This window comes from Christiangramia flava JLT2011, assembly GCF_001951155.1.
GTDB lineage: Bacteria > Bacteroidota > Bacteroidia > Flavobacteriales > Flavobacteriaceae > Christiangramia > Christiangramia flava.
This window is the reverse complement of sequence record NZ_CP016359.1, coordinates 2,668,129-2,684,618: the sequence shown is the minus strand read 5'-3', so window position 1 is coordinate 2,684,618 and position 16,490 is coordinate 2,668,129. Positions and strand designations below refer to the sequence as shown.

Sequence of the window (16,490 nt, the reverse complement as noted above, 5' to 3'; positions counted from 1 at the left end):
GAAAACACTTACCATTCCTTAGGTTCTCTATAAATTATTAACTGACTTCTCGCAAAACTGCGATTAATGAAATAAGGAAGATATTTTTCATTTCTAAAGGCCCATTGGCGATATTTATTATTGATCGGCTTCCTTGCTGGTAATAATTGATGAAATCGCTCCAGGGAACCTACTGGGTATGTCTCTACTTTTCCAAAGAATTCTGTTCCTGCTTTTTCGAAATGGCCGGAACTGAAACTCCTGTCCGGATGAGGATCCTGTTTCTTCCACTCCCTGAACTTTTTAGGGGTCCATTTGGAAGGCCGGCGACCAGGCAAAGGGGTATACCATCTTAGTTCATCAAGCAATCTGTTATTTACAGCCGGTTCAAAGAAACGCGCTTCTCCCTTCGGCTTTAGCAATCTTGCACATTCCTTTAAAAAAAGGCGTTCTTCTTCGACCTCAAGATGATGCAGAAAAGCCTTGCCGACAATGATATCAAATGATTGATCAGGCAGCTCATTCCTTAAAAAGTCCCCTGCTATAAAATGTATAGAATTTTCAAATTCCTGGGCATTATTAACTTCTTCAATGATCTTTCCCGAAGTATCTGCAATATCGTTAGCCCAAACCTCAGCTCCCAGTTGTGCCATAACAGCTGCATTTGTACAGTCCCCACAGCCTAATTCCATTACTTTCTTGCCTTTTAATTTAGTAGTGAAATCATGCATATATAAACCATGCCAGCTGGTTTCGGTCTTAATTGCCGTGTCGAGGAAAAAATCGAGATGATTGATCTTCCAGAGTATATTCCTGATAGAATATCTCGAGTAAACCTTTTCGTAGTGTTCTTTATTCTTTTGCTGGTTTAGATTTTCCATGGCTCAATTACTGGCAATTTAGTAAAACCTAACTAGGAATTCTTTAAAAAAGGACAAACTCTCATAAGCCCTCTCTTTAGTTCTTTCATCTTCTCCTGCCTAGGCTGAAAAGCATTTTTAAAAAGTTGCTCAAGTTCTTCCGGCTTCAGGTAAGAGCTTAAATCTATTTGTGAAAAATCCTCATATCCAATAGAGGCATAATAATCCTTATACTTGATACCGTCCCCGAATACACGGTTTGAAAATTTAACACAAATAACCGGAATATCATATGCATGGGAAACAATCACACCGTGAAGTGAAGAGGAAATAATCCTTTCACATTCAAGGATTTCCATTGTGGTTTCTTCTACATCATTGGTCATCATATCTATTATTTTTATTCCATCTATATTTCCATATTCTTTTTTCACCTGCACAAGATCGTTGTAATGAGGAATAATGCCTAATTTGAATTTTTTCTTAAGCTTTGGATTAAAATAATCTGGTAACAATAAAGCCGGATCACCATAAATGTCTGGACAATCATATCCTTTTTCCTGAAGATATTTCCTGGTTTCTGGGCCTCTTACCGCCCGGAAATCAGCTTTCCTGATTTTTTGTCGATGATCTATAATTCCACTCCCCCAGACAATACTTTTCTCATTTACATGATGAATAATACTTCCCGCAGCCAGATAATTTGTCTTTGATCTTTTATACCAGGGTATTTTTTGGGGTTGTATCCATTCTGCTTCCTTACCTGAAATTTTTTCCACCAGGTATCTGGAAAGCAGGTCTCCGTAATTTTCCTTCTTCTTACCCATTAACCTGGTTTCGCTCCACCAGAATAGCGGTATTTTTTCCTTTTTCTCCAACAAATTCCTGTAATTTATGACAGCCTAAATATATCAATCCTATTCAACTTTCGTAACAATAAAAAATAAAAAAGGCTCCCGAAGGAGCCTTGAAATAAATAATGATCAATGATCTATTCTACCGAAAGGGTAGATAGTGAATTGAATGCACCATTCCTTAAGGCATACTGGTTGTTATTGACCATCTGGAAGAACTCAACAAGCAACAGGATAAATGTATTACCTGTTCCGGTAGGTATCGAATCTGGCGTTAGCAGTACATCGGTCTTGGTCATATTCAGTGCCAGGTTTTCTGCCGGGCTCACTCCTCCCGAAAATTTACCACTGGAAAAATCAACAGCGATAAAGGCCGATCTGAGGCTTACATGGGTACTCCCTTCGGGCACCGAGAGGTTGATCATCGGGATAAAGTTTGGAATACTCACCTCCCCGTTCTGTGTATCTACAGAATATTGTGCTAGTAAAACCGACTCCATGGGAGCCTTATCGTTAAAGTTAAAATTCTCCAGTAATAAACGTCCCGGTACAGTAGTTAATCCTTGTTGCACGGTACGTTTCCCTCGCAGATTCACCGTATCGAGTTTTTGGACTTTGCTCATACGCTGGGTAAGTCGGCTGGTTACGCGGTTATCCTTTGCCTGCTGCAACAGTTCATTCAGTGCAAGCCTCAGCATCTTTCCGGCGCTGGCGCTTTCTGCAAATTCGCTCAGGTTTTCTCTGGTTCTCACAAAAGCCGGATCATGCATGATGCGCTTTTTGGAAACTCCGCTCTTGGTCTTTACCAGGTACCCGTCCTGTCCCTTGTAAAAGGTCAGGTCCTGAAGGGTTCCTTCGATCTTTAAGATCCCATTGTTCTTTGCCATAATTTTATGGTTTTAAGGTTAATAATGAACGAATCTAATTCACATTAACCTTCTGTAAAACAACCGCATAAGCTTTTGACCGAAAGGGATGCTTTTGACCGATTTGATCGTATAAGGGCTTTTTCACTCTTTTGATAACTCTTGTTCACTTTTGATCGAAAATATAACTTTTGTAAGGGCATTTTTTTCGCTCACCCCAGTAAATTCAGGCCTTCCCATACCCCTTCCCTATACCTTCCCTATGCTTTACCTATGTTTTTCCTATACTTTCTATATCTCCTCTTGCAACCCATTACTCACAACAGACAACTCATAACTTATAACTCCGAACTCATAACTCTGAACTCCGCACTAGCTTAAAGCTTATCGCATACGGCCTACAGCTTCAATCAGGAGACTCTTCGCTCTCCTAAGAGTTGACAACTGATCATGCCAAAATCTACGAACTACAAACCCAAAACTCCGAACGGGTATCATTTTCAAATCTTCAAATTGCCTCATTTCCAAATTAAAGATCTGTCTATTGCCTGCTACCCACTACTTACTGACGCCGAACCACGAACTCTAAATCATGAACTTTAAACTAAAAACATTTTCAAATCTTCAAATTGACAAATTTTCAAATTGAACATTTGATCATTCATAATTGTTAATTGAAAAAATCCGGAAAAATCCCCTCCTGTCTGCATTTTATAATTTAATAAATTCGTAGTCAGGAAGATAATACAACCGATTACTTCCTTACTAACCCTTAACCTGCTTATTTATGAAAAGGATTTGTATTTATCCTTCCGATGTCTGTATTATAACAGGAAGAAGTGAAGCCTATTCCCGGAGACTATTGAAGAATGTCCGTAGAGACCTGAATAAACAGCCGCATCAGCTGATCTCCCTTCAGGAATTCTGTGACTATACCGGACTTTCCCTAAAAGAAGTAGATCTCTTACTTAAGTAAAGATTCAATAAAATCCTATCGTAAATAAAAATTTTATACCCGAAGGTTAGAACTTAAAACCACCGGAATAGCCTGAATAGTCTGAATCTTGAATTTTAAAATATGTCCTTGCTTAAAGCTTACCGCTTTTAATAAATGAGACTCTTCACTCCGTTCAGAGTTTGACATTCTAAAATTTTTTTGCCTCTTCTAGCAATCTAAATATCTAAAAATCCAATAATCCTAAAGAGGAGATTGCTTCACCACCTCCGGCAGTTCGCAATGGCCATGAACTCCGAACCCCGAACAAATAACCATTTTCAAATTTTCAAATTGCTAAATTGTCAAATTAAAAAAACTGCCCACTGAACCTGCTCCCTGCCCCCCTGAGCTTGTCGAAGGGCTGAACTAGCTTATAGCGTAGGGCTTATGGCTTCAATCAGGAGGCTCTTCACTACGCTCAGAGTTGACATTCTCAAGGTTTTGCCTCTTCCAGCAATCCAAAAATCTAAAAATCCAATAATCCTGAACAGGAGATTGCTTCACCTCTGCCTATGGCGAATGTCTCGCAATGACAACCGACAACCCACAACCCATAACAGACTACACATAACTAGTGACTCCGAACTACCGACTAACGGCTAACTACTACTCAAAATTCCTCATAAACTTCTTCCACGAATTCTTTAGCTGCTGTAGCTTGGAAGGTGCAGCTCCATAATAACCTTTGGCATAACGGTTATAACCATATCCATAGCCATAACCATAGCCATAGCCATAGCCATAGCCATAGCCATATTTTGCACGGTGAACAAAGTGGTTTAATACAAAACTGATGTTTTTGACTTCTTCCTTATGATATTTCTCATTGATGGTCTCCAGCATACCCCTTTTAGTATAATCCTGGCGGATAAGATAAAGGGTGGCATCGGCGTACTTTACCAGGTTAAGAGCATCAGCCACCATTCCTATAGGCGGTGAATCCAGTATAATATAATCATACCGCTCCTTCAGATGTTCCATTAGCAAGTCCATCTTTTCAGTCATCAATAACTCGGAAGGATTGGGAGGTACCGGGCCTGAAGTGATAACGTCGAGGTAAGGTATTTTACTTGGCTGAATGATTTCTTCTTCTGTTGATTGATCAATTAAATAATTAACGATTCCATGATCATTGTTAAGCTCGAAATCATCAAATATCTTTGGCTTCCGAAGGTCAACTCCAACCAGTACAGTTCTTTTTTCACTTAACGCAAAGACGGTTGCCAGGTTCATGGCACAGAAAGTTTTTCCTTCACCAGATACAGAGGAAGTAATTAATACTGTTTTTGAACCTGTAACACCCTGCCGTTTATACATAAATTGTAAGCTGGACCGAAGCCCCCTGAAGCTTTCAGAGATAGATGATTTAGGAGAATTAAATACTGCTAAATTGCTATCAATCTTACTTCGCCCAATTAACCCAAGGATAGGTATTGGTGAAAGTCTTGATATTTCCTGAGCGTTGTGGATATTGGTATTCAGAAATACTAGCAAAAAAACAAAAGTAAGTGGAATAAGACCTCCTACCATTACGGCCATTACGTAGTTTAACTGTGTATCTGGCCCAATTCGACCTCCTCCTGTATCCTTGGCGTTATCAATTACCATGACATCACTTACATTTGCAGCCTTAATAAGCCCCGCCTCGCTCCTTTTTTCAAGGAACATATTGTAGGTACGCTCATTGATAGAATATTTCCGCTGGATTTTCAGAAGATCCTGCTCTTCCTGTGGCAGTTTTTTAACTTCACTTTCTAGCTGGGCCATCTTACGGTTTATATCATTAAGTTCAGTCCTTAAAAGACCAACCGAAGAACTTATATTCTCTAAGATTATTGATTTAACCGAATTGATCTGCCTATCTATATCATCAAAAACAGGGGAATTAGGTTTTAGGGTATATTGATAATTGCTCCGTTCCTCTGCAAGCTGGATGATCTTTGACACAGCATTAGATATACTTCCTTCACTAATTCCCGCTACCGAGGGCGCGGGAACATTAGAATAATCGTCCCTGGTTTGCAAATATTCTTTAAGATTATCATAATAAGCGATCTGCCTTCTTATATCCTCTTTCTTCACATCAAGATCGGCAAGCTTTGAAGAAAGGTTTTTGCTCTCGTCCGAAACATCCAGCAATGAACTCCGATTCTTGAAATTATTTAATTCCGCTTCAACAGCTTTTAACTGTTTTGCCTGGGCGGCCAGGCTACTGTCAATAAAGCGTATAGTCTTCGTTGCAAAAAGGTTCTTACGCTTCAACATATTTTCGCTCAACACAGCGACCGATCCGTTAAGGTAATCTACGATTCTCGCCTTATTAAGTCCGGTTTGACTCAAATTGAGCACACTCGATCCCTGACCATCTGGGGAAATGGCTACATTGCGATATCTGCCAACAGCCCCATCAAACGGTGTAAAACTGATATAAAAAGCTTTGTCTTTTGGCGCCTGTCGTTCTGTTCTCACTACATATCCGGAAAAGAAAGGTAAAGTGATGTGTTCCCCATATTTAAAATTCCGATCAAAATCGGAGGCTTCTACAAGTCTTGTATCGGTTTCTTTGGTTTTGTAATTGGTCCGGTTGAGGCTGGAGGGCACCTTGGCCTTTATATTAAAAAGCTTATCATCGACCTGGTGGATAACCATCGTCACGTTATTTGCCTGATAAGCCGCAGTATCTGCTATAATCTTAAAGGGTGTTTGTCCATAAACGTCAATTCTTTGATATTCACCATCTGCTAAATAATTGATGTAGAACTGAAGTTTCTCAACTACCTCTTCATTATGAGAACGGGAACGTAATATGGTTATGGCTGTACTTACTTTATCAGAAGTTCCACCCCAGTTAAAAGTAAGACTTGTGTTGGAAGTAAAGAATGGGTTCTGATCGTCTTTAATAGAAATCTGATTTCCTAAACGGTATACTGGCAGTTTACGAACATTATTATAATAGGCTACAGCAAGACTTATCGCAATGGAAAGGAAGACAAGCTTCCAGTAACTAATAACTTTAAGTATAAAACCTTTAAAGTCAAAAGTCGAGCCTACATCGGATATGTGATCATCTTCATGTGCCATTACCTGGTTGTTAAGAAGTAAATGGAAGTTGCCAGAGTTATTAATCCCGTAATTGTCCTAAAAACTTCAAGCCCTGTAGTTCCCAGTCCAAGTGCTTTTCTTGGAAGTGGATTTACAACGATCATATCATTAGGCTGTATATAATAATAAGGGCTTTTTGTAACGTCAAGGCTTGTAACGTCTACCGTATGCACCTCCTCTCCATGAGGATATTGACGTACTATTTTCACATGCTCACGATCTCCTAAATCCTGAATCCCACCAGCATTTGCAATGGCTTCCATAATGGTAACATGATCTTTATATATGACCTGGGATCCCTGACCAATTTCTCCAAGAGTTGTATAACGAATCCCAGCCAGTTTTACGGTCACGAATATATTCGCTTCTTCCTTGAAGTACTCTTCCAGCAACATTTTTTCGATTTTTTCACGAACTTCCTTTTCTGTAAAGCCAAGTACATTGATCTCACCTAAAGTAGGCACCCGGATATTACCGTGATCGTCAACGGTAAAACCGTTAAAAAAGACATCTTCCTCTGTGGTCGCATTAGGATTGGTTTCTCCAACCGGATTAAACATACCTACCACGTTCTGGTCTAAGGCTTTAACCCTTATACTTAAAAGATCCCCTACCTGAATTCGATAAGGGGTACGAACGCGTTGTATTTGAATGATACTATCTATCTGCTCTTCATTTTCCTGAAGATAAGACATTTGCTTTGTAGATACGCAGGAGGTTAAGGCTAGTATCGCAGCGAATAAAAACAAAAAGGATTTAAATCGCATAAAGGGCTTCACATAGTTTTAACAAATATAGTTTTTACCGCCTAATAATAAAATAAAGTCGCAAATTTATATGTCCCCGTCGCTTATCGTCAGTAAGGCATTTTTACTGATTCCGAATTCGTCAATCTCAATTCTTAGTTCGTACTTTTGAGACCAAATAGAAAACCACCTGTCTAAAAGACACTTTTTATGAATTATCTTTCAGTAGAAAATATTGCCAAATCTTACGGGGAAAGGAATCTCTTCCGTGAAATTTCCTTCGGAATCAATGAAGGTCAGAAGATTGGTTTTGTAGCCAAGAACGGAACGGGAAAGACCAGTCTTCTTGATATTCTCGCCGGAAAAGACCAGCCAGATGAAGGGCAGGTTATCTATCGAAATGATATCCAGGTGGCATTTCTTTCCCAGGAACCAGATCTGGAAGAAGAACTTAGTGTTGAGCAGATAATTTTTTCGAGCGATAATCCTATTCTGAAGATTATTCAGCGATATGAGAAAGCGCTAGAAAACCCGGCTGATGCAGAGGCTCTTCAGAAGTCTATGGATGAAATGGAAGCTGCCAATGCCTGGGATTTTGAAACTAATTACAAACAGATCCTTTTCAAGTTAAACCTGGAAGACCTGGATAAACAAGTGAAATTTCTTTCCGGCGGACAGCGAAAGCGGCTTGCGCTTGCCAGGATGCTGCTTAAAAAGCCCGATTTCATAATTATGGATGAGCCCACCAACCACCTGGACCTGGACATGATCGAGTGGCTGGAAGAATATTTCCGAAAGGAAGATTTTACTATTTTCATGGTTACGCACGACCGGTATTTTCTGGAAAGGGTTTGTAACGAAATCGTCGAACTGGAAGCTGGCGCCCTTCATACCTACAAGGGCAATTATTCTTATTATTTGCAAAAAAGGGACGAGCGCCACCAGCTGGAGCAAACCAATACGGAGAAGGCTCAGCAGCTGTATAAAAAAGAGTTGGACTGGATGCGGAGGCAACCAAAGGCCAGAACTACAAAGTCCAAATCTCGAATTGATGATTTTTACGACATCAAAGATCGAGCTTCTAAAAGACGCCAGGAACATCAGGTTCAATTAGAAATCAATATGGAGCGGCTTGGAAGCAAAATCGTGGAAATTCACAATATTTCGAAAGAGCTTGGCGGTAAAACTCTTTTGAAATCTTTCGATTATAATTTTAAAAAGGGAGAGCGCCTGGGAATCATTGGTAAGAACGGAACGGGAAAATCTACCTTCCTGAATATGCTTACCGGGACGCTTCCGCCTGACACCGGGAAAATCATTGTAGGGGAAACGGTAAAATTTGGTTATTACACGCAAAAAGGAATTGAAATAAAAACCGGCCAGAAAGTGATCGAGGTCATCAGGGAGTTCGGTGATTATATTCCATTAAAAAAAGGCCGGCAAATTTCTGCGGAACAACTGTTAGAACGTTTCCTGTTCGATCGTAAAAAGCAATACGATTTTGTGGAAAAATTGAGCGGTGGCGAGAAAAAACGGCTATACCTGTGCACCATCCTGATCCAGAATCCCAATTTTCTCATCCTCGATGAACCAACTAACGACCTGGATGTTTTAACCCTGAATGTCCTGGAGAATTTTTTGCTGGACTTCCCGGGCTGCGTGGTGGTCGTATCTCATGATCGTTATTTTATGGATAAGATCGTAGACCACCTTTTCGTTTTTGAAGGCCAGGGTGCGGTGAGCGATTTTCCGGGAAATTATTCCGATTATCGCGAATATGCTGCTGTAAAACCTTCGGAAGAAATTTCAACAACTGAAAAAAAACCGAAGGAAAATTCCTGGCGTGATGATTCCACCGGAACGAAATTATCCTACAAAGAACAAAAGGAATTCGGCAAACTGGAGAAGGAAATCACGCAGCTGGAAAAGAAAAAAGACCAGTTACAGCAGGATTTTTTAAAGGAGCTTTCCGCGGAAGAGATCAAGGACAAATCGGTTGAACTTCAGAATATGCAAGATGAAATTGAGGAAAAGACCATGCGCTATTTTGAACTGATGGAAAAAATGGAAAGTTGAGCAAACCTGTTTACTGAAGATACCAGAATATGCTTTTTGAGATACGCTCTTATTTAAATTTCCTGAAGAATTCCCAGAACCAGCACGGCCTGCATTCGCCTTTTATGTACGACCTGGTCACCAAATGTTTTTATGACCGGTCTGATCATTCGGGTTATGAGCTGATCAAAACCTACCGGAACGACCTTTTGAGAAATAAAGAACTTATTGAAATAAAAGATTTTGGCGCCGGAAGTAAAGTATTTAAATCGAACAAAAGACCGGTTTTTGCCATTGCGAAAAATGCCGGAATGACGCTTCACCGGGCAAAATTGCTTCACCGGCTCCTGAACTATTTAAAAGTGGAAAACGCTTTGGAACTGGGGACTTCCCTGGGTATTGCTTCAGCCGCCATCAGCGCAAATCCCGCCACCCAACTTACCACCATCGAAGGATGCCCGGCTACTGCCGAAATCGCACAGCGACAATTCGAAAAATACCAGTTAAAAGTCGATTTGAAAATTGCTGATTTTAATACGGTTTTCCATGAAACCCCTTTTCAGCAGCAAAAATTTGATCTCATTTTCATCGACGGGAATCACCAGCAAGAGGCTACAATCCAGTATTTCGAAACCTTATTAAACCACATTCACGAAGACTCGGTCCTGATTTTTGATGATATTCACTGGTCTGTTGCAATGGAAAATGCCTGGGCACAGATCAAACAACATCCAGCTTCACTTCAAACCATCGACACCTTTAAATGGGGAATGGTATTTTTCCGAAAACAACAGGCTCAACAGGATTTTGTGATCAGAGTCTAAATATTATACTTAAAAATGCACCACAGTGCGTGTACCCCATCTTTCCAGTTGATCTTTTTACCTTCGGAATAAGTTCTTCCGTAGTAAGAAATTCCTACTTCATAGATCCGAATTCCGGGGATTCTACTAATTTTTGCGGTAACTTCAGGTTCAAAACCAAATCGCTTTTCCTTTAAATCCAGGCTTTTTAATATTTCCGTGCGAAACATTTTGTAACAGGTTTCCATGTCTGTCAGATTCAGATTGGTAAATGCGTTGCTTAACATGGTAAGAAACTTATTCCCTATGGAATGCCAGAAAAATAAAATCCTGTGAGCGAAACCTCCCATAAATCGCGAACCATACACAACATCAGCCTGACCTTTCATGATTGGCTTCAAAAGCCTGGAATATTCCTCCGGATCATATTCCAAATCGGCATCCTGTACGATGGCAATATCTCCGGAACATTCCTTGATGGCCCGATGAATAGCTGCTCCCTTACCCATATTATATTCCTGGCTAAAAATCTTGAGATCCAGTTCAGGATTCGCCGATCTGAAATCGCTAATAATTTCAAAGGTCTCATCTGTTGACGAATCATCTACCACGATAATTTCTTTTTGAAGATTGTAATCAATTTTTAGGTCTCGCAGCACTACCAGAATTTCAGCAACTGTTTCTGCTTCATTATAGGCTGGAATTAAAATGGATAATTTCTGGAACAAGCGAAAGTATTTCTGGTAAATCTAATAATAAGTGTGAAAAATAAATTGTTTGTAACAAAAAAACTAACTTCACGTCATACATAATGAAAAGCACATTATGAGCAAAGTAATCGAGATTCGCAATATCACCAGGGATTTCCCGCTTGGACAGGAAGTTGTAAAAGTTTTAAAAGGTATAGACCTAGAGATTGAAAGAGGAGAATATGTAGCTTTCATGGGGCCTTCAGGTTCTGGAAAGTCTACCTTGATGAACCTATTGGGCTGTCTCGACACTCCTACTTCCGGAACTTATATTCTAAATGGAAAGGATGTAAGCCAGATGAGCGATGATGAGCTGGCTGAGATCAGAAACAAGGAAATTGGCTTTGTTTTCCAGACTTTTAATTTGCTGCCGCGTACTTCAGCTTTAGATAATGTGGCGCTTCCCATGGTATATGCCGGTACTTCCAAACAGGATCGCATCGAGCGAGCCAAAGAGGTCCTGACCAGTGTTGGGCTGGCAGACCGTATGGATCATAAACCCAATCAGCTTTCCGGAGGTCAGCGACAGCGAGTGGCAGTAGGCCGTGCACTGGTGAATAAACCTTCTATCATACTGGCTGACGAGCCCACAGGGAACCTGGATTCGAAAACTTCAGTAGAGATTATGAATCTTTTTGACGAAATCCATGCAGCCGGAAATACAGTGATCCTGGTAACTCACGAAGAAGACATTGCAGAGCATGCGCATCGCATTATCAGGCTGAAAGATGGCATGGTAGAAAGAGATGAACGCAAAACTCTGGCTCATAATGAAGTCTAGATTTTGGTGGATTTTTCAGAATTTACCAATATTTCTTATCTTGTTTCTATATAAATTATAATTGCAATGATCGATTTAGACCAGGAAACCTGGATGTATCTTGCCTTAATTGCCATTTTTCTCGCTTATTTCATCTGGAATTCCCGCCGGTTGAAAAGCAATCGGAAAAACCGAAAAAACCGTGATTTCAGAAGACGTTACCTGGAGCGTAAACAGGAAAAGGAATCAGAAAAATATTAACTCCTGATCTTTTATTTTCCATGCTACTTTAGCGATCTTGCATCCTGAAAGTTACTTACATGAAAATATATACAAAAACTGGTGACAGCGGGGAAACTTCCCTTTTTGGAGGCACGCGCGTGCCCAAACATCATATTCGGATTGAAAGCTACGGAACGGTGGACGAACTGAATTCTCATATTGGGCTGTTGCGCGACCAGCAGGTAGATGAGACTACAAAGGCTGAACTCATCGAAATCCAGGATCGCCTTTTTACCGTGGGAAGCATCCTGGCGACCGATCCTGAAAAAGCAGTACTTAAAAATGGCAAAGAACGCCTGAATATTCCGAAGATCACCAGCGCCGATATTCTGAAATTGGAGCAGGCAATCGACCGAATGAACGAAGATTTGCCTCCTATGACGCATTTCGTACTTCCGGGAGGTCATCAAAGCGTGTCATTCTGTCACATAGCACGTTGTGTATGCCGTCGCGCCGAGCGTCTCGCTACCGCGCTCTATGACATTGAGCCATTCGATAAAATGGTTTTGCAGTATTTGAACCGACTTTCAGACTACCTCTTTGTGCTGGCACGGAAGTTGACTAAAACTCTGCAGGCAGAAGAAATCAAATGGATTCCTAAAAAAGAAGAATAAACTGCCTAAGGCTTTCAGTCTTTATGATATTCCTAAAGATTGTACGAAAAAATTACGTTCTTAACATTATTGATTATTTAATAGATTTTTTTCTTGGCCATTTCGGCAAAAAATTTATTTTTGCCAAAATTTAAAACCCGATTAATCAATGTATTGGACTTTAGAATTAGCATCTTATTTAAGCGATGCGCCCTGGCCGGCTACAAAAGACGAGTTAATAGACTATGCAATTAGAACCGGAGCACCACTGGAAGTTGTAGAGAACTTACAGGCAATTGAAGATGAGGGTGATTCTTATGATTCTATTGAGGAGATCTGGCCAGACTATCCAACCGATGACGATTACCTCTGGAATGAGGACGAATATTAAAATTGACAACACACAAAAAATAGAAAGAAGTCTCAATCATTGAGGCTTTTTTTTTGCTTAAATTTGAACCCCTTAATAAAAAAAACCAATAATGAGTTTTTTAGATTCTGTATTGAAGGTGTTTGTAGGCGACAAGTCTAAAAAAGACATCAAGGAAATACAACCACTAGTTAACAAGATCAAGGCTTTAGAACCTGAAATGGAAAAGTTAAGCCTCGATCAACTTCGAGATAAAACCGCCCAGTTCAAAAAGAAAATTCACGATTCAACCGCAGACGTTGATGGGCAGGTTGAAAAACTTACCAAAGAAGCCGACGAGACCGACGATATTACCCGAAAGGAAGACATCTACGCAGAGATCGATGCCTTGAAAGAGCAGGCTTACCAAATCTCTGAAGGCATCCTGAACGATATTCTCCCCGAGGCTTTTGCCGTGGTGAAGGAAACCGCCAAGCGCTTCTTTCATAATCCGCAATTGCGTGTAACGGCCAGTGCTTTCGACCGTGAAATTTCCGCAGAGAAAGACTATGTGAACCTGGACGGCGATGATGCGATCTGGAACAATTCATGGGATGCAGCTGGAAAAGCAGTAACCTGGGATATGATCCATTACGACGTGCAGCTCATTGGTGGTATCGCCATGCACCAGGGCAAAATTGCAGAAATGCAGACTGGTGAAGGTAAAACCCTTGTGGCCACCCTTCCGGTTTACCTCAACGCGCTTACCGGCCGTGGAGTACACCTGGTAACCGTAAACGATTATCTTGCGAAAAGGGATAGCGCCTGGATGGCTCCTCTTTTCGAGTTTCACGGTTTAAGAGTAGATTGTATTGATTACCATCGCCCTAATTCAGCTGCCAGAAGAAAGGCCTATAATGCGGATATTACCTACGGAACGAATAACGAATTTGGTTTTGACTACCTGAGAGATAATATGTCTCATTCGCCAGATGACCTGGTGCAGCGTTTTCATAACTACGCGATCGTGGATGAGGTTGATTCGGTTTTGATCGATGACGCCCGAACTCCTTTGATCATTTCCGGGCCGGTTCCAAAAGGCGATACCCATGAATTTATGGAACTGAAGCCTGCGATCTCCAATATCGTGGAGGTACAGAAAAAATATCTTACCAAGGTACTCGCCGAAGCTAGGAGACTGATCAAGGAAGGTGACACCAAAGAAGGAGGTTTTCAGCTGCTTAGAGTGTATCGAGGACTTCCGAAGAATAAAGCGCTGATCAAATTCCTTTCAGAAGAAGGTGTGAAACAGTTGCTTCAGAAGACCGAGAATCATTACATGCAGGATAATAACCGCGAAATGCCGAAGGTCGATTCGGAACTGTATTTCGTGATCGAGGAAAAAAACAACCAGATCGATCTTACCGATAAAGGGATCGAATTCCTTTCCGGAAAAGACGATCCAGATTTCTTCGTGATGCCTGAAATTGGAATGGAAATAGCCAAAATTGAGAATGAAGGCCTTTCCAAAGAAGAAGAAGCGGAGAAAAAAGAAGAACTTTTCAGAGATTACAGCGTGAAAAGTGAGCGTATTCACACGCTTCGCCAGTTATTAAAAGCCTATACGCTTTTCGAAAAAGATACAGAGTATGTCGTGATAGACAATAAAGTGAAGATCGTTGATGAGCAAACCGGTCGGATCATGGAAGGTCGTCGTTACAGCGATGGACTTCACCAGGCGATTGAAGCCAAGGAAAATGTAAAGATCGAAGATGCTACGCAAACCTTTGCTACTGTCACGCTTCAGAATTACTTCAGAATGTATAACAAACTCTCTGGTATGACGGGTACTGCAGTAACCGAAGCCGGGGAATTCTGGGAGATCTATGAACTGGATGTGGTGGAAATTCCTACCAACAGGCCTATCGCCCGCCAGGACAAAGACGACCTGGTCTATAAAACAAAAAGAGAAAAATACAATGCGGTCATCGATCATGTAACTGATCTTTCCCGTGCCGGTAGACCGGTGCTTATTGGTACGACTTCCGTGGAAATTTCAGAATTACTGAGCCGTATGCTGAAATTGCGAAACGTACCACATAACGTACTAAATGCCAAATTGCATAAAAAAGAGGCCGATATCGTGGCTGAAGCAGGTAAATCTGGCGTGGTGACCATCGCCACCAACATGGCCGGTCGTGGTACGGATATTAAACTGACTCCAGATGTGAAAGAAGCGGGTGGATTGGCCATTATTGGTACCGAGCGTCACGATTCCCGTAGGGTAGACAGGCAGTTAAGAGGTCGTTCCGGTAGACAGGGTGACCCGGGAAGTTCCCAATTCTATGTGTCCCTGGAAGATAACCTGATGCGTTTATTCGGTTCTGAAAGGATCGCGAAACTGATGGACCGTATGGGCTTGGAAGAAGGAGAAGTGATCCAGCACGGAATGATTTCCAAATCCATCGAACGCGCCCAGAAGAAAGTGGAAGAAAACAACTTTGGGGTTCGTAAGCGTTTGCTGGAATATGACGATGTGATGAACGCCCAGCGTGAAGTGATCTACAAGCGTCGTTACCACGCGTTATTCGGGGAGCGACTACGAGTGGATCTTGCCAATATGATCTTTGACATTGCGGAAAGTATTGTGGAAACCAATAAAGCTGCGGAAGATTATAAAAACTTTGAATTTGAACTGATCAGGAATTTCTCTATGAGTTCTCCTGTTTCCGAAGAAGAATTCAAAAAAATGAACTCTCAGAAGCTGGCTGGAGAAATTTACAAAGCGGCTTACAAGCACTATGACGCTAAAATGGCTCATAATGCGGAAAGAGCCTTCCCGGTAATCAAACAGGTTCATGAAGATGAACGCAATAACTTTGAGCGAATTTCCGTACCGTTTACTGATGGAAATAAAACCCTTCAGGTAGTTACCAATCTTGAAAAAGCTTATGAAACCGAAGGTAAGCAGCTGGTCAAAGATTTTGAGAAGAATATCACCCTGGCTATTATTGACGATGCCTGGAAGACGCATCTTCGCAAAATGGACGAACTGAAACAGAGCGTTCAGCTGGCGGTACACGAACAAAAAGATCCTTTATTGATCTACAAATTCGAAGCTTTTGAGCTATTCAAGGAAATGCTTGAAAATGTGAACCGCGATGTGATCTCCTTCCTTTTCAAAGGAGAAATTCCACAGAGCCAGGCTCCAAACATCCATGAAGCCAGGCAGGTTCGCCAGCGCGAGCAGGTAGAGACCAAGAAAGAAGAAATTCCGAATATGGATGAAAGAGCAGCTCAAAGCAGGGCGACTGCCCAAAATCAGCGTCAACCTGATATTACCGAAACCATCATGCGTGATAAACCAAAAATTGGCAGAAATGACAAGGTTACGGTGAAGAACGTAATGAGCGGTGAGAATAAAACCATGAAATACAAACAGGCCATCCCGTTACTGGACAAAGGTGACTGGGTGCTGGTGGATGAATAATATCA

General features: G+C 41.2%; 14 protein-coding genes. 8 read left to right on the top strand and 6 right to left on the bottom strand.

All coding sequences use genetic code 11. The annotated features are described in order from the left end of the window. Positions 1-8 precede the first annotated feature (8 nt). The 3 genes from GRFL_RS11660 to GRFL_RS11650 form a co-directional block, all read right to left on the bottom strand. Entirely contained in the window at positions 9-860 is an 852-nt protein-coding gene (locus GRFL_RS11660) for a class I SAM-dependent methyltransferase (RefSeq protein WP_083644788.1), read from the bottom strand. 32 nt (positions 861-892) lie between these two features. Continuing rightward, the gene (locus GRFL_RS11655) at positions 893-1,717 is read right to left on the bottom strand and encodes a polysaccharide pyruvyl transferase family protein (protein WP_236995795.1); all 825 of its coding nucleotides are present in this window, start codon (positions 1,715-1,717) and stop codon (positions 893-895) included. 113 nt (positions 1,718-1,830) lie between these two features. Then, positions 1,831-2,580 carry a hypothetical protein gene (locus tag GRFL_RS11650; protein WP_083644786.1) on the bottom strand — a complete coding sequence of 250 codons (750 nt, stop codon included), beginning with the start codon at positions 2,578-2,580 and terminating at the stop codon, positions 1,831-1,833. A gap of 766 nt (positions 2,581-3,346) precedes the next feature. Here GRFL_RS11650 and GRFL_RS11645 point away from each other — a divergent pair. After that, complete coding sequence (locus GRFL_RS11645; protein WP_083644785.1) at positions 3,347-3,535, top strand: hypothetical protein; 189 nt, start codon at positions 3,347-3,349, stop codon at positions 3,533-3,535. Positions 3,536-4,162: 627 nt separating this feature from the next. On the opposite strand, the gene GRFL_RS11640 is transcribed toward GRFL_RS11645, so the two are convergent. Together GRFL_RS11640 and GRFL_RS11635 are read right to left on the bottom strand one after the other, a co-directional pair. Further along, positions 4,163-6,637: a GumC family protein gene (locus tag GRFL_RS11640; RefSeq protein WP_083644784.1), complete on the bottom strand. Its 2,475-nt coding sequence runs from the start codon at positions 6,635-6,637 to the stop codon at positions 4,163-4,165. Next, positions 6,637-7,425 carry a polysaccharide biosynthesis/export family protein gene (locus GRFL_RS11635; RefSeq protein WP_083644783.1) on the bottom strand — a complete coding sequence of 263 codons (789 nt, stop codon included), beginning with the start codon at positions 7,423-7,425 and terminating at the stop codon, positions 6,637-6,639. Before GRFL_RS11635 ends, GRFL_RS11640 begins: the two co-directional genes overlap by 1 nt. Positions 7,426-7,614: 189 nt before the next feature. On the opposite strand from GRFL_RS11635, the gene GRFL_RS11630 reads away from it, so the two are divergent. Continuing rightward, entirely contained in the window at positions 7,615-9,480 is a 1,866-nt protein-coding gene (locus GRFL_RS11630; protein WP_083644782.1) for an ABC-F family ATP-binding cassette domain-containing protein, read from the top strand. A gap of 29 nt (positions 9,481-9,509) precedes the next feature. Further along, positions 9,510-10,283 (top strand): O-methyltransferase, encoded by a 774-nt coding sequence (locus tag GRFL_RS11625; protein WP_083644781.1) that lies wholly within the window; start codon positions 9,510-9,512, stop codon positions 10,281-10,283. On the opposite strand, the gene GRFL_RS11620 is transcribed toward GRFL_RS11625, so the two are convergent. Then, a complete protein-coding gene (locus GRFL_RS11620; protein WP_083644780.1) occupies positions 10,280-10,990 on the bottom strand; it encodes a glycosyltransferase family 2 protein in 711 nt (236 codons plus the stop codon). The two genes, GRFL_RS11625 and GRFL_RS11620, sit on opposite strands and share 4 nt — an antisense overlap. 97 nt (positions 10,991-11,087) lie before the next feature. Between GRFL_RS11620 and GRFL_RS11615 the strand changes: the two genes are divergently transcribed. The 5 genes from GRFL_RS11615 (at position 11,088) to secA (ending at position 16,485) form a co-directional block, all read left to right on the top strand. Continuing rightward, positions 11,088-11,792 (top strand): ABC transporter ATP-binding protein, encoded by a 705-nt coding sequence (locus tag GRFL_RS11615; protein ID WP_083644779.1) that lies wholly within the window; start codon positions 11,088-11,090, stop codon positions 11,790-11,792. 66 nt (positions 11,793-11,858) lie between these two features. Then, on the top strand, positions 11,859-12,032 hold the full coding sequence (locus GRFL_RS18095) for a hypothetical protein (protein WP_169833975.1): 174 nt from the start codon (positions 11,859-11,861) through the stop codon (positions 12,030-12,032). A 59-nt stretch (positions 12,033-12,091) separates the two neighbouring features. Beyond that, a complete protein-coding gene (locus GRFL_RS11610) occupies positions 12,092-12,667 on the top strand; it encodes a cob(I)yrinic acid a,c-diamide adenosyltransferase (protein WP_083644778.1) in 576 nt (191 codons plus the stop codon). A gap of 148 nt (positions 12,668-12,815) precedes the next feature. Further along, the gene (locus GRFL_RS11605) at positions 12,816-13,037 is read left to right on the top strand and encodes a DUF2795 domain-containing protein (protein ID WP_013070580.1); all 222 of its coding nucleotides are present in this window, start codon (positions 12,816-12,818) and stop codon (positions 13,035-13,037) included. A gap of 91 nt (positions 13,038-13,128) precedes the next feature. Beyond that, positions 13,129-16,485, top strand: coding sequence for a preprotein translocase subunit SecA (gene secA / locus GRFL_RS11600; protein WP_083644777.1), 3,357 nt, complete (start codon positions 13,129-13,131; stop codon positions 16,483-16,485). The last annotated feature ends 5 nt before the right edge of the window (positions 16,486-16,490 follow it).

Excerpts from the sequence above, each read along its gene's own strand:
- GRFL_RS11660 (WP_083644788.1), bottom strand. The coding sequence starts at position 860 with ATGGAAAATCTAAACCAGCAAAAGAATAAAGAACACTACGAAAAGGTT.
- GRFL_RS11650 (WP_083644786.1), bottom strand. The coding sequence starts at position 2,580 with ATGGCAAAGAACAATGGGATCTTAAAGATCGAAGGAACCCTTCAGGAC.
- GRFL_RS11645 (WP_083644785.1), top strand. The coding sequence starts at position 3,347 with ATGAAAAGGATTTGTATTTATCCTTCCGATGTCTGTATTATAACAGGA.
- GRFL_RS11640 (WP_083644784.1), bottom strand. The coding sequence starts at position 6,637 with ATGGCACATGAAGATGATCACATATCCGATGTAGGCTCGACTTTTGAC.
- GRFL_RS11635 (WP_083644783.1), bottom strand. The coding sequence starts at position 7,425 with ATGCGATTTAAATCCTTTTTGTTTTTATTCGCTGCGATACTAGCCTTA.
- GRFL_RS11630 (WP_083644782.1), top strand. The coding sequence starts at position 7,615 with ATGAATTATCTTTCAGTAGAAAATATTGCCAAATCTTACGGGGAAAGG.
- GRFL_RS11625 (WP_083644781.1), top strand. The coding sequence starts at position 9,510 with ATGCTTTTTGAGATACGCTCTTATTTAAATTTCCTGAAGAATTCCCAG.
- GRFL_RS11615 (WP_083644779.1), top strand. The coding sequence starts at position 11,088 with ATGAGCAAAGTAATCGAGATTCGCAATATCACCAGGGATTTCCCGCTT.
- GRFL_RS18095 (WP_169833975.1), top strand. The coding sequence starts at position 11,859 with ATGATCGATTTAGACCAGGAAACCTGGATGTATCTTGCCTTAATTGCC.
- GRFL_RS11610 (WP_083644778.1), top strand. The coding sequence starts at position 12,092 with ATGAAAATATATACAAAAACTGGTGACAGCGGGGAAACTTCCCTTTTT.
- GRFL_RS11605 (WP_013070580.1), top strand. The coding sequence starts at position 12,816 with ATGTATTGGACTTTAGAATTAGCATCTTATTTAAGCGATGCGCCCTGG.
- secA (WP_083644777.1), top strand. The coding sequence starts at position 13,129 with ATGAGTTTTTTAGATTCTGTATTGAAGGTGTTTGTAGGCGACAAGTCT.